Raw genomic sequence first — 12,465 nt, forward strand, 5'->3', positions numbered from 1 at the left:
AGGCGGGGTGAGCGCGAGTTTGTGACGATAGCGGCGCCTCATCCTCGGTGTCGTCCCGGCGAAGGCCGGGACCCATACGCCGAGGCACCTGTGATAGCGCGAGAAGGTCATTGCCTATCTTCGCCAAACCAAACTCGGTGGTTATGGGTCCCGGCCTTCGCCGGGACGACAGCGAATATGAAGCTGCGCTGTTGCCCTCACATCCGCAGCAGCGCCTGCCGGTCGATCTTCCCCGTGCCCGTCTTCGGCAGTTCGTCGATGAAGATCACCTCACGCGGATATTTGTAAGGTAGCAGCTTGCCCTTCACGTAATCCTGCAGCCTGCGGGTCGCTTCGCTTTGATCGGCGGCGCGGCTGTTCATCACCACGACCGCCTTCAGGGTCATGCGCCGGTCCGGCAGCTCGGCGGCGAACACCGCGCACTCGCGGATGTCCGGGTGGTCGGCGAGGCACAGCTCGACCTCGAGCGGGTAGACCCACTGGCCGGAGATCTTGATGAGATCATCGGCGCGGCCTCGGAAGAAGTGAAAGCCGTCGGCATCGCGGACGAAGCGGTCGCCGGTGTAGATCCAGCCGCCCTCGCGAATGGTTTCGGCGGATTTGTCCGGCCGGTTCCAGTACAGCGGCGTGTTGGAATCACCGCGTACCCACAAGATGCCTTCCTCGTCGTCGGCGACATCGCGACCGTCCTTGTCGCGCAGCGCGACCTCGTAGCCGGGCACGCGCAGGCCGGCGGCGCCGAGCTTCTTCCGCTCGGGGTGGTTGGAGAGATAGATGTGCAGCGCCTCGGTCGAGCCGAGGCCTTCGACGATCTCGAGACCGGTGAGCGTCTTCCAGGCGTTGAAGACGTCGGCCGAGAGCACCTCTGCGGCCGAGAGCGCCATCCGCAGTGACGAGAAGTCGGTCCTGTCGGCACCCTCGGCCTTGGTCAGCGATGTATAGAGCGTCGGCAGGCCGAAGAAGACCGTCGGCTTATACTGCTCGATCGCCGAAAAGATCGCCGCGGGCTTCGGCTGCCCCGGCAGCAGCAGCGTCGTCGCGCCCGCCGAGAACGGGAAGGTGATCGCGTTGCCAAAGCCATAGGCGAAGAAAATCTTCGGCACCGAGAAGCAGATATCGTCCGGCGTCAGCTTCAAGATGTTCTGCGCAAAGGCCACTTCGCTATAGGCCATGTCGTGCTGGAGATGCACGATGCCCTTGGGCCGGCCGGTCGATCCGGACGAGTACATCCAGAACGCCATCTCGTTGCGATGCGTACCGGCTTCCGCGAGTTCGACCGGAAACTGCGGGAGCCAGCCGGCGGCAGAAACGGCGTTCGGCGAGGCGTGATCGCCCGCAGCGCCGTGGACGACGACCAGCGTATGCAGGGCCGTGTCCTTGCAGGCCTCGGCGTTGAAACGTGCACAGAACTCGGCATCCGCCACCGCAACAGAGGCGCCGGAATCCGCGAGATAGAATTGCAGCAGATCAGGCGGTGTCAGCGTGTTGATCAGCAACGGCACGAAGCCGGCGCGCACCGCGCCGAAGAACGCGGCGGGATAGGCCGGGGTATCGTCGAGGAACAGCAGCACCCGATCGCCGCGCTTGAGGCCTAGTGACGCAAAGCCGTTGCCCCAGCGGCAGGCGTCCGCGCAGAGCTCGGCATAGGTGCGCGTGCCCGCGGGGCCAATGAGCGCGAGCTTGTCGCCGCATCCTCTCGCGAGATTGTCGAACAGCACGCGGCTGGCATTGTAGACCTGCGGAACGGAAAAGCCGATCTCGCGCGCGCCCGCGCAGTCGGCGGGCACCTGGTCGTTGATCTGCCCGCTCATGCCTCGTCCCCACCGTTTTTGGCGGCTTCGTAGCGCGCCATGAACGCCGGCGACATCGCGCGCAGGCGGGAGTCGTCGATGCGGCCGGAGCGGGTGATGTAGCTATAGGCAAAGTCCATCAGGCCTTGCTGCATGTGCTGGGCAAAGTGCTCGTACCAGAAAGCGCTGGTCCGCGCGGCGTTGACGAGCTTCTGCACCACCGGTTTTCGTGCGGCCTGGTAGCGATGCAGCGCGGTCGAGAGATGTGCATCCGATTCCAGCGCCTTGACCAGCGCAATGGCGTCCTCGATCGCGAGCCGCGTGCCAGAGCCGATCGAGAAATGCGCCGAGTGCAGGGCGTCGCCGAGCAGCACCATGTTCTTGAACGACCAGTGCTCGTTCCAGACCCAGGGGAAGTTGCGCCAGACTGATTTGTTGGAGACCAGCGAGCGGCCGCCGAGCGTGTCGGCGAACACCTCCTCGCAGACACCCTTGGACTGCTCCACGTCCTTGTAGGCGAAACCGTAAGCCTGCCACGTCGCATGATCGCATTCGACCAGGAACGTGCTCATGGTCGGCGAATAGCGGTAGTGATGGGCGTTGAAGGCGCCGCGGTCCGTCTTCACGAAGGTCTGCGACAGCGTGTCGAAACGCTTCGAGGTGCCGTACCAGACGAACTTGTTGGAGGAGTAGGACAGCGAGGTGCCGAAATCGCCCTCGAAGGCGCGGCGCACCAGCGAGTTCAGCCCGTCGGCGGCGACGATCAGATCGTGGCCGTTGAGCTGGTCGATCGCATGAATTGGCGTGTCGAAGCGCGGGGTGACGCCGGCATCGAGCGCGCGCTGCTGTAGGAATCGCAGCAGTTCGAGCCGACCGATCGAGGAGAAGCCGACACCGTCGATGGCGACGCTGTCGCCGCTCAGGTTCAGCGTGATGTTCTCCCAGCTCTCCATGTGCGGCGCAATCGCGTCGACCGTCTCGGGGTCGTCAGCACGCAGGAATTCGAGCGCCTGGTCAGAAAACACCACGCCAAAGCCCCAGGTCGCGTCGGCCGGGTTCTGTTCGAACAGGTCGACTTGATCCTCGGGGTGACGCTTCTTCCAGAGATAGGCGAAGTAGAGTCCACCGGGCCCCCCGCCAATCACGGCGATCCGCAACGTCTGTCCTCCCTGATTGACAGTATACTTACTATCTAGGGGTAGACTAATGTGCTCCGGCTTCCCGCGCCAGCGGAATTTATTGGCAAAGCGCGCGGCACGCCGAAGCTCGTGCCCGGACGCGCGTTTGGCGCGTGTCCGAAGCAGTGGCGTGCGAAGCATAGCCAAACCGCGCCGGCTTGGCCATCCGCACGTCAGACGCAGCGCTTCACCCAGACACCATTTACGAGCACGGTGCAGCAGACCGCCGGATGGCTCGCTTCTCTAGCGTGCAGCAAACGGCGCCAGCACGTCCTTGCAGGCGGGCGACAGCGAAGCGGCATTGTTGGCAACGCATTGGATGATCCGACCGCCACCTGGCGCCACGCTGCCGCATAGCGTGCGGACATCCTCGCGACATGCGGACTGGACGATGAACAACTCTTCGCGCGGCCGCAGCGGGCGCAGCACGATCACGGCAGGCGCGGCCGCCGGTGCTGCTGCCGCCGCAGGGGTTGCGCCCGCAGGTGCCGCCGTTGCTGCCGCGCCACCGCCACCTGCCGCGGCGCTCACGGCCTTCTCGCAGGCCGGCGAAACCTTTGCCCTGTTCTTCTCCAGGCATTCGAGTGCGGGCGCGCCGCCCGGCGGCACGCTGGCGCACACCTTGGGATAATCGGCACGGCACGCGCTCTTGACGGCAGCGATCTGCGCGCTGCTCGGCTGTTTGGCGGCAGCGGTGGCTGCGGCGGCCTTGGGCGCGGCCGCGGCAGCCGGCTTTGCGGCGGGAGCGGTTTCAGCCTTCGGCGTGGCGGGCGCGGACTCCGCCTTGGGTGCAGCCTCTTTGGGTGCAGCCTCGGTCTTCGGGGCGGCTTCGGTCTTTGGCGCGGCAGCAGGCTCGACGGCGCGAACCGCGGTTTGGCATCCCGAGGACAGGCCGGACATATTCTTCTGCAGGCATTGATAGGCTTCCACGCCGCCGGGCTTGATGCTCGCGCAGTGCGCCATGAAGTCCGAGCGGCATGCGGAGCGGATCGCGCTCTTCTGCGCCTCGGTCGGTGCTTGCGCGAATGCGCCTGCTGCAGTTGCGAAGAGAGCCGCCGCCAGCAACGCCCCGCGTGCAGACGCATGTTTCAACGTGTTGAACATCTGAGTGAATTCCTGCCCTGTCGGTAACGCCGAAGTTTTACAAATCTGATGCAAACGCAATCATCGCGAGTGATGCCTCGCGAGCGATATCTTTGGCCGCTTTGGCTGCCACCGCAAGTAGATATGCCCGCGAAATTGCGACGTAACTACGTCGTCAGAGCTTGACCATACGTTTGCCGCGGTTCTCGCCCGCCAGCAATCCGATCAGCGCCTTCGGCGTGTTCTCGAGGCCGTCGATGATGTCCTCCTGCACCTTCAGCTTGCCGGATGTGACCCAGGCCTGGAGGTCGGCGAGCGCACGCTGGCTTTCCTTCATGTAGTCCATCACGATGAAGCCCTGCATGACGAGCCGCTTCACCACGATCAGGCCGGGCACGCCGCGCGGGCCGTGTGCCGAGGGCGCGCCGTCATATTGCGAGATCGCGCCGCAGCAGGCGATGCGGCCGTAATTGTTCATCTGCGGCAGGCAGGCTTCGAGAATGTCGCCGCCGACATTGTCGAAATAGACGTCGATGCCCTTCGGCGCCGCCGCGCGCAACGCCTTGAACACCGCGCCGTCCTTGTAGTCGACGGCGGCATCGAAGCCGAGCTCGGAGGTCAGCCAATTGCACTTGTCGGCGCCGCCGGCGATGCCGATGACGCGACATCCTTTGATCTTCGCGATCTGCCCGACGATCGAGCCGACCGAGCCCGCGGCCGCGGAGACCACGACCGTCTCGCCCTCCTTGGGCTTGCCGATCTCCAGCAGGCCGAAATAGGCGGTGAGGCCGGCGATGCCGAAAACGCTGAGCAGATGCGTCATCGGCTCGAGCTTCGGCATCTTGGTGAGATGCTTGGCGGGCACTGCCGCCAACTCCTGCCAGCCGGTGTCGCCGAACACGATGTCGCCCGGCGCAAGCCCCGGCGCCTTTGAGCTGATGACCTCGGCGATGGCGCCGCCGGCCATCACGCTGTTGGCTTCGACTGCTGAACGATAGGTCGCGCCGTGCATCCATGCGCGGTTGGCGGCGTCGAGCGAGATGTATCGAACGCGCAGCAAGGCCTCACCGTCTTTCGGCTCAGGCATCGCACCTTCGATCATCTTGAAGTGCTCGGGGCCGAGCTTGCCGCTGGGCTTTTCCACCAGAAGAATCTGACGATTGACGCTGCCGCTCATGATGTTTCCCCTAGGTCGTTTGACGATTATTGATGCAGTTGCCGCAAGAAAAACGTGCAAGCCGCATTCGTTGTGCGCTGCATGAAGCTAGATCGCGGGCGCCAGCTTCGCAACGGGAACATCCGCCCCGGCGATCGCACGCCAAGCGTGTTGCGCAGTCTTCATATCTGCGACATCATGAAGCGGTCGGTGTAGCGGGGGTGTTCAATGTCGAACAGGTTTACGCAATTCATTCTGGTGGCGATGGTGCTCGGCATCATCATGGGCGCGGCGATCTACAATTTCCTGCCCGACACGCGGGGCGACTGGGCCTCGTCCATCAACCTGATCGCCGTGATTTTCCTGCGCCTGATCAAGATGATCATCGCGCCGCTGGTGTTTGCGACCCTGGTCGGCGGCATTGCTCATATGGGCTCAGGCTCCAAGCTCGGCCGCATCTTCGCCAAGACCATGGGCTGGTTCGTCAGCGCCTCTTTCGTCTCGCTGATGCTCGGCCTCGTGATGGTCAATCTGCTCCAGCCCGGCGCGAATTTCCCGGGTACGCTGCCCGACAAGGCGCAGTCGACCGGCCTGCCGGTTTCCGCCTTCTCGATCGAAAAATTCCTGACCCATCTGATCCCGACCTCGATCGCGGATGCGATGGCGCAGAACGAGATCCTGCAGATCGTGATCTTCGCCGTGTTCTTCTCGGTGGCGATGGGCTCGATGCCCGAGCGCTCCAAGCCGATCCTGGCGCTGATCGACGATATCGGCCACATCATGCTCAAAGTGACGGGCTATGTGATGCTGTTCGCGCCGTTCGCTGTCTGGGCCGCCATCACCGCGACGGTTGCCAAGAACGGCCTGCTGGTGCTCTGGAAGCTCATCGTCTTCATGGGCGGCTTCTACCTCTCGCTCGCGATCCTGTGGGGCATCCTGGTGGTCGTGGGCTTCATCGTGATCGGGCCGCGCTACGCCCATCTGCTGAAGCTGATCCGCGAGCCGCTGATGATCGCGTTCTCCACCGCGAGCTCTGAAGCGGCCTATCCGAAGACGCTGGAGGGGCTGAACAAGTTCGGCGCCTCGTCGCGGATATCGAGCTTCGTGCTGCCGCTCGGCTATTCCTTCAATCTCGACGGCACCATGATGTACTGCACCTTCGCGAGCGTCTTCATCGCGCAGAGCTATCACATCGACATGCCGCTCGGCACCCAGCTCGCGATGCTGGCGACCCTGATGATCACCTCGAAGGGCGTTGCCGGCGTGCCGCGCGCCTCCCTGGTCGTGATCGCCTCGACGCTGTCGCAGTTCGGCATCCCCGAGGCGGGGCTGTTGATGATCATGGGCATCGATACCTTCCTCGACATGGGCCGCAGCGCTACCAACGTGATCGGCAACACGCTCGCGACCTCGGTCGTGGCCAAATGGGAAGGCGAGCTCGGGCCCGAGCACGAGCTTGGACCGGGCGACGCCGTGCCGGGAGACATGATCCCCGGCGAAGTGCCCGCGATGGCCGGCCATTGATCGGAGTGCATCATGCGCCTTTCAATGGCGATATCGGGCGGCCTGTTGCTGGCAGCGTGCCAGCTGGCCACGGGTGCCTCCGCCCAGAGCGGTGGCAGCGAAGGGCTTAGCCCGACGCTGTCAGCCATCAAGACCGCGCACACCGTGCGGCTCGGCTATCGCGAGAGCTCGCCGCCGTTCTCCTTCCTCGACCAGGCCAACCGGCCGATCGGCTACAGCCTCGAACTCTGCGAGGCTATCGTCGAGGAGATCGGCGTCGAGGTCGACGATCCCAATCTCAAGATCGCCTACGTCAAGGTCACCTCGGATGATCGCATCGACGCCGTGCTCCAGAACAAGATCGACCTGGAATGCGGCTCGACGACGGCGAATGCCGAGCGCGGCAAGCGCGTTGCCTTCTCGCCGCTGATGTTCGTCGCCGGCACCAAGCTGATGGTGCCGAAGGCGTCCAGCGTCCAATCACTGACTGATCTGAAGGGTAAGACTATCGTGGTGACGAAGGGCACCACCAACGAGCAGGCGATCCAGGCGGCCGACAAGAAGTCCTCGTTGGGACTGACCATCGTTGTCGGTGCCGATCACGAGCAGTCGTACCAGATGCTCGTCGACGGCAAGGCCGACGCGTTCGCGACCGACGATATCCTGCTGTCCAGCCTGATCGTGCGCCACAAGGCACAGGACAAATTCCGCGTCACCGGCGATTACCTGTCCTACGATCCCTACGGCATCATGTTCCGCAAGGGCGAGCCGCAACTGGCGGCCGTGGTCGATCGCACCTTCCGCAAGCTCGGCTCCAACCACGACCTCGTTCCGCTCTACAACAAATGGTTCACCGCAAGACTTCCGACCGGCGAACGGCTGAACGTGCCGATCTCGCTGCAACTGGAGGAAGCCTTCAAGGCGATGGACGATTCCGCGAGCGCGAATAACTAGCGCTTGTGCGACGAGCGAAAACTCGCCCTCTCCCTGACAAGGGGAGAGGGCCTAGCAAACGATCAGCGCGGCCTCACGCGCCCGCGGGCACCTGGTCCAGAAATCCCGTGATGCTCCTGATGCGGCCGTCCTTCAGCACGGCGAAATCCGTCCCCTTGATCGGGCTGTCGATGCCATCAGGACCAAGACCCCAACTGAAGCGGACATGGTCGCCGTAGCCGTTGGGCTCGCCGATCAGCTTGAACTTGAAGTCGGGAAAGCGTTGCTGCACGCCTGCGATCAGCGCGTCGACGCCGTCATGGCCGTCGCCCTTCATCAGGGGATCGACATAGCTCGCATCCGCCGTCCAGTTCTGGCTCAGCAGTTCGCGCCGGCGGCCGGCTGCACGTTCGTTCCAGAGATCGATGTAGCGGCGGGCGATGGTGATGGGGTCGGTCATTGTCGTCTCCTTCGATGGCGCCGTATCGTTCGGCTGACCTGACTATCGAAGGTTCACGCGCGCTGATCGATTACCTCTGAGGTCATCAGCGCGCGTGAATTTTCCGCGGTTACTTCGCCGCCGTGACCATGATCTCGACGGTGTATTGTGCTGCCGCGAGCTTGGCCTCGACGGTGGCGCGTGCCGGCGTGTTGCCGGGCGAGACCCAGGCGTCCCACACCGCGTTCATCTCGCCAAACGTCTTCATGTCGGTGATGTAGATCGTCGCCGAGAGAAGTTTCGACTTGTCGGTGCCGGCCTTGGCGAGATGGCTGTCGATGGTCGCCAGGATGTCCTGGGTCTGCTTCGTCACGCTTTCGCCGGCGGCGTTGTTGGCGACGACACCGGCGAGATAGACGGTGTTGCCGTGCACGACGACCTGGCTCATGCGCGGGCCGGTTTCAAGACGCTGAATGCTCATTGGGTGTCTCCTTTGAATGGCGGCCCTGTCTAGCGCAGCGGCTTGCCCCGTGCCACCCCAGGCACGCATGCGTTGCCAGGCACGCATGCGTCGCTGGCCATGCATGAGTTGCGCTTTAAGGAAACTGGCCGAAGAACGTCCAGATCGTCTCGGCGGCGTCGATGTCGCCGTTCTGCGATCCGAGCAAGCTGGCGGCGACCTTCGGGAAGCGGGCATCCGGAGAAAATCCGGGCATGCGGTGACCGCCTTGATTGATGCGGTAAAGCACGACGTCGTGCCCTTCAGGGCAGCGCGAGGAGATCCGTGTCACCGTGGACTGGTCTGTAGGCGCCCTGTCGGGCAGATCGGTCATCTCGGAATTGTCGGTCTCGCAGCCGTTGAGCTTGCGCCAGAACGCAAGCGTCTCGTCGGTGGACCAGAAACCGTCTGCGGCATAATAGCTCGATCCGCGGCCGCCCTCGTAGGGGACCAGCGGATCGGCCGTGCCGTTCATCAGCAGCATCGGCAGCGGCCGCGACGGGTGGCACGTGACCGCGGCCTCATCGGTGAGGTTCATGCTCACGCTCGCGCCGGCAGCAAACAGATCGGCGCGGGCGCAGACCAGTGTCATCGCCATGGCGCCGCCATTGGAGATCCCGGTGAGATAGACGCGGCGAGGATCGGCGGTGCCGTTCGCCACCAGCTTCTCGACGAGTTTGGCGATGAAGGCGACGTCGTCGGTGCCTGCGGGCGGGCCACGGAGCGCCGGTCCCGCCTTGGTCCTCGCATCGGCCCATGCGTGGTTGAGGCCATCAGGAAAGACCACGGCGAACCCTTCGCGCTTTGCGACCTGCGGCCACGCCGTCCGCGTCATCATGTCGGCGCCGCGCTGGGTCTTGCCATGCAGCACGACCACGAGCGGCACGAGCCGCTTTGCCGGCAATTGCACAGCGTAGGACCGCTTCACGCCGTCGATGTCGATCGTATCGGCGGACGCAGCCGGGGCGGCGGCCAATGCCGCAACAAACGCCGCGATGCGCATCCGCCGCCCCATGATCTAGCCCACGGCCTGCGCCGCGGCGCGGCCCGCATTGCGACCCGAGAACAGGCAGCCGCCGAGGAACGTGCCTTCCAGCGAGCGATAGCCGTGCACGCCACCGCCGCCGAAGCCGGCGGCTTCGCCCACTGCATAGAGGCCGGGGATGACGCTGCCCTCGTCGCCGAACACGCGCGAAGAGAGGTCGGTCTCGAAACCGCCCAGCGTCTTGCGGGTGAGGATGTTGAGCTTGACCGCGATCAGCGGCCCTTGCGCGGGATCGAGGATGCGGTGAGGGGAGGCGGTGCGGATCAGCCTATCGCCGATATAGCGCCGCGCATTGTGGATGTTCATCACCTGCGCATCCTTGACGTAAGGGTTGGCGATTTCACGGTCGCGCGCCTCGATCTGCATCTTGATATGCTCGAGCTTGAGGAGGTCGCTACCGGCCAGCTTGTTCATGGCCGCAACGAGATCCTCGATCTTGTCGCGCACGATGAAGTCGACACCATGGCTTTTGAACGCTTCCACCGGCGCCGGCGCGCCCTTGTTGGTGGCGCGCTTGATCGTCATGCGCCAGCTCTTGCCGGTGAGGTCGGGATTCTGCTCCGAGCCCGACAGCGCAAACTCCTTCTTGATGATGCTCTGGGTCAGGATGAACCAGGAATATTCGTACCCGGTGGACATGATGTATTGGAGCTGGCCGAGGGTGTCGGAGCCGGGAAACAACGGCGCCGGCAATCGCGTGCCGGTGGCGTCGAACCACATCGAGGAGGGGCCGGGCAGGATGCGGATGCCGTGGCGCGGCCAGATCGGTGACCAGTTCTGGATGCCTTCGACATAATGCCACATGCGGTCGCGGTTGATCAGCCGCGCGCCTGATGCCTCGGTGATGCCGATCATGCGGCCGTCGACATGCTCGGGCACGCCGGAGATCATGAATTTCGGCGGCTCGCCGAGCCGCTTCGGCCAGTTCTGCCGGACCAGTTCGTGATTGCCGCCGATGCCGCCGGACGCCACGATCACGGCTTGCGCCTTCAACGCAAACTCGCCGACGACGTTGCGCGATGAGCTCTTGCCGCGCTCGACATTGTCGGGGGCGAGAATGGCGCCGCCGACGCCATCCACCGTGCCGTTGGTGATCGAGAGCGCATCGACGCGATGGCGGAACCGAAAGGTCAGCCGACCGCTTTTGACGGCCTCGCGCGCGCGGCGCTCGAACGGCTCGACGATGCCGGGCCCGGTGCCCCAGGTGACATGAAAGCGCGGCACTGAATTGCCGTGGCCCATGGCGTCATAGCCGCCGCGCTCGGCCCATCCGACCACGGGAAAGATGCGATGGCCCATCGCGCGCAGCCAGGCACGCTTTTCGCCGGCCGCGAAGGCCACATAGGCCTCGGCCCATTGCCGCGGCCAGAAATCCTCGTCACGGTCGAAGCCGGCGGTGCCGAGCCAGTCCTGCATCGCAAGGTCGAAGGAGTCCTTGATGCCGAGCCGGCGCTGCTCCGGCGAATCGACCAGGAACAAACCGCCGAACGACCAGAACGCCTGGCCGCCGACCGACTGCTCGCCCTCCTGGTCGACCACGATCACGCGCTTGCCGGCATCCGCAATCTCGGTTGCGGCCACGAGGCCCGACAGTCCTGCGCCGACAACGATGACGTCAGTCTCTTCAGTCATCCGTTCGGCCATGTGTTTTCCCCTGCATGTGTTTCCCCCTCCACAGGTTCCCCCCTGTAGTTGCCCGGATTGAAGCCGGCGGTTGCAACTGAGATCAAGAGTGTGGCGCGTAAGACATCGTTAACTTGTTCCACTTCGGGAAAAAGAGCGCCCGAGTGCAGCGCCGGCGCAACACTGGATTTGAATTTGTTTTGAACGAGCCGGCATGCCTAGACAAAACCGCGGTTACGACAGACCCTAGCAGGGCATCACCACCTGACACACAGATTCGAATTCGACTGGGGCGGGGGCCAATGAAGTTTCTGACGGGGTTGCTTGCGGCGGTTCTCCTGATCGCGAGCATTGGCGCTTCTCAGGCAGTGGTTCGGATCGCGGATGACCGCGGCGGCCGAATCGGAACCTACGTCGACAAATACCAGGACCTGCGACAGTCAGGCGATACCGTCATCATCGACGGTCTCTGCGCCTCTGCCTGCACCATCGTCCTCGGCGCTATCCCGCCTGACCGCATCTGCGTGACCTCGCACGCGACACTGGGCTTCCACGCAGCGTGGGATTTCGGCAGCAACGGCCGCGCCGTCACCAATACCGAAGCGACCCAGATGCTCTATGCGATGTATCCCTCGCAGGTGAAGCGCTGGATCAATCAGCGCGGCGGCCTCACCCCGCATATGCTCTTTCTGAAGGGCAGGCAGCTCCAGGCCATGTACAAGCCCTGCTACCTCGACGCGCAGGCCTCGGCCAACAAGCCGTCGTCGCGGTAGGCCGCATTCGGTCGTTTTCAGCGCTGATCTCTATCCTTCGTCATGGCCGGGCTTGACCCGGCCATCTCCGTTTTTGGACTGGGCGAACTAATACGTGGATGCCCGGGACAAGCCCGGGTATGACGAGAACCTCCGCGCTACATGATCTCCGGCCCGCCCACCGCGCTTGCCCGGCCCCGCCCCAGCGCCTATTTGAACGGCAGGGAACCCTTCACCCCGATCGTTGTCATGGCTCAACCACTGCACCCCGCCCAGCCCGTATCGGACAATTCGCCCACTGCCGGCCGGATGCCGGTCGTGCTGCTGTTGGCGGGTGCTGGCGTCGGCGGCCTGGTCGTGCTCGGGGCGCTCGCGCTCTGGTTCCACTACGGCAGCCAGGTGTTCTTCGAAATGATCAGGACCGGTTTCGCCGCCTGCTTCTGACCCGCGACAGGAAGTTTTTC

The 12,465-nt window shown here is 64.1% G+C and carries 12 protein-coding genes; 4 read left to right on the plus strand and 8 right to left on the minus strand.

From position 1 onward, the window contains the following. Window positions 1-197: 197 nt before the first annotated feature. The 4 genes from AC0L3P_RS36560 to AC0L3P_RS36575 all read right to left on the minus strand — a co-directional run bounded on the left by AC0L3P_RS36560 (window position 198) and on the right by AC0L3P_RS36575 (window position 5,228). Window positions 198-1,811, minus strand: coding sequence for a benzoate-CoA ligase family protein (locus AC0L3P_RS36560; protein WP_473308979.1), 1,614 nt, complete (start codon window positions 1,809-1,811; stop codon window positions 198-200). Next, window positions 1,808-2,947 carry an FAD-dependent monooxygenase gene (locus AC0L3P_RS36565; protein ID WP_219684556.1) on the minus strand — a complete coding sequence of 380 codons (1,140 nt, stop codon included), beginning with the start codon at window positions 2,945-2,947 and terminating at the stop codon, window positions 1,808-1,810. The genes AC0L3P_RS36560 and AC0L3P_RS36565 overlap by 4 nt, the downstream gene beginning before the upstream one ends. 264 nt (window positions 2,948-3,211) lie before the next feature. After that, window positions 3,212-4,072, minus strand: coding sequence for a cysteine rich repeat-containing protein (locus tag AC0L3P_RS36570; RefSeq protein WP_473308980.1), 861 nt, complete (start codon window positions 4,070-4,072; stop codon window positions 3,212-3,214). A 154-nt stretch (window positions 4,073-4,226) separates the two neighbouring features. Further along, window positions 4,227-5,228, minus strand: a complete 1,002-nt coding sequence (locus tag AC0L3P_RS36575) for an NADP-dependent oxidoreductase (protein WP_473308981.1) — start codon at window positions 5,226-5,228, stop codon at window positions 4,227-4,229. A 207-nt stretch (window positions 5,229-5,435) separates the two neighbouring features. Here AC0L3P_RS36575 and AC0L3P_RS36580 point away from each other — a divergent pair, with 207 nt between their 5' ends. Beyond that, window positions 5,436-6,731 (plus strand): dicarboxylate/amino acid:cation symporter, encoded by a 1,296-nt coding sequence (locus AC0L3P_RS36580; protein ID WP_275172795.1) that lies wholly within the window; start codon window positions 5,436-5,438, stop codon window positions 6,729-6,731. A 12-nt stretch (window positions 6,732-6,743) separates the two neighbouring features. Further along, window positions 6,744-7,664 (plus strand): amino acid ABC transporter substrate-binding protein, encoded by a 921-nt coding sequence (locus AC0L3P_RS36585; protein WP_473308982.1) that lies wholly within the window; start codon window positions 6,744-6,746, stop codon window positions 7,662-7,664. A gap of 73 nt (window positions 7,665-7,737) precedes the next feature. Here the strand turns inward: AC0L3P_RS36585 and AC0L3P_RS36590 are convergent, their stop codons facing one another. The 4 genes from AC0L3P_RS36590 to AC0L3P_RS36605 form a co-directional block, all read right to left on the minus strand. After that, window positions 7,738-8,103: a nuclear transport factor 2 family protein gene (locus AC0L3P_RS36590; RefSeq protein WP_027569996.1), complete on the minus strand. Its 366-nt coding sequence runs from the start codon at window positions 8,101-8,103 to the stop codon at window positions 7,738-7,740. Between the two features lie 109 nt (window positions 8,104-8,212). Further along, window positions 8,213-8,563: a RidA family protein gene (locus AC0L3P_RS36595; RefSeq protein WP_007599359.1), complete on the minus strand. Its 351-nt coding sequence runs from the start codon at window positions 8,561-8,563 to the stop codon at window positions 8,213-8,215. A 115-nt stretch (window positions 8,564-8,678) separates the two neighbouring features. Then, window positions 8,679-9,596, minus strand: coding sequence for an extracellular catalytic domain type 1 short-chain-length polyhydroxyalkanoate depolymerase (locus tag AC0L3P_RS36600; protein ID WP_473308983.1), 918 nt, complete (start codon window positions 9,594-9,596; stop codon window positions 8,679-8,681). Window positions 9,597-9,599: 3 nt separating this feature from the next. After that, window positions 9,600-11,258: an FAD-binding dehydrogenase gene (locus tag AC0L3P_RS36605; protein ID WP_473308995.1), complete on the minus strand. Its 1,659-nt coding sequence runs from the start codon at window positions 11,256-11,258 to the stop codon at window positions 9,600-9,602. 293 nt (window positions 11,259-11,551) lie between these two features. Here AC0L3P_RS36605 and AC0L3P_RS36610 point away from each other — a divergent pair, with 293 nt between their 5' ends. After that, window positions 11,552-12,022, plus strand: a complete 471-nt coding sequence (locus tag AC0L3P_RS36610) for a hypothetical protein (RefSeq protein ID WP_473308984.1) — start codon at window positions 11,552-11,554, stop codon at window positions 12,020-12,022. A 228-nt stretch (window positions 12,023-12,250) separates the two neighbouring features. Beyond that, window positions 12,251-12,445, plus strand: coding sequence for a hypothetical protein (locus AC0L3P_RS36615; protein ID WP_473308985.1), 195 nt, complete (start codon window positions 12,251-12,253; stop codon window positions 12,443-12,445). The last annotated feature ends 20 nt before the right edge of the window (window positions 12,446-12,465 follow it).

This window comes from Bradyrhizobium sp. WSM4874 (assembly GCF_055811835.1).

Coding starts and splice junctions, on each gene's coding strand:
- AC0L3P_RS36605 (WP_473308995.1), bottom strand. CDS start 11,258: ATGACTGAAGAGACTGACGTCATCGTTGTCGGCGCAGGACTGTCGGGC.
- AC0L3P_RS36570 (WP_473308980.1), bottom strand. CDS start 4,072: ATGTTCAACACGTTGAAACATGCGTCTGCACGCGGGGCGTTGCTGGCG.
- AC0L3P_RS36610 (WP_473308984.1), top strand. CDS start 11,552: ATGAAGTTTCTGACGGGGTTGCTTGCGGCGGTTCTCCTGATCGCGAGC.
- AC0L3P_RS36595 (WP_007599359.1), bottom strand. CDS start 8,563: ATGAGCATTCAGCGTCTTGAAACCGGCCCGCGCATGAGCCAGGTCGTC.
- AC0L3P_RS36615 (WP_473308985.1), top strand. CDS start 12,251: ATGGCTCAACCACTGCACCCCGCCCAGCCCGTATCGGACAATTCGCCC.
- AC0L3P_RS36585 (WP_473308982.1), top strand. CDS start 6,744: ATGCGCCTTTCAATGGCGATATCGGGCGGCCTGTTGCTGGCAGCGTGC.
- AC0L3P_RS36580 (WP_275172795.1), top strand. CDS start 5,436: ATGTCGAACAGGTTTACGCAATTCATTCTGGTGGCGATGGTGCTCGGC.
- AC0L3P_RS36590 (WP_027569996.1), bottom strand. CDS start 8,103: ATGACCGACCCCATCACCATCGCCCGCCGCTACATCGATCTCTGGAAC.
- AC0L3P_RS36600 (WP_473308983.1), bottom strand. CDS start 9,596: ATGGGGCGGCGGATGCGCATCGCGGCGTTTGTTGCGGCATTGGCCGCC.
- AC0L3P_RS36575 (WP_473308981.1), bottom strand. CDS start 5,228: ATGAGCGGCAGCGTCAATCGTCAGATTCTTCTGGTGGAAAAGCCCAGC.
- AC0L3P_RS36560 (WP_473308979.1), bottom strand. CDS start 1,811: ATGAGCGGGCAGATCAACGACCAGGTGCCCGCCGACTGCGCGGGCGCG.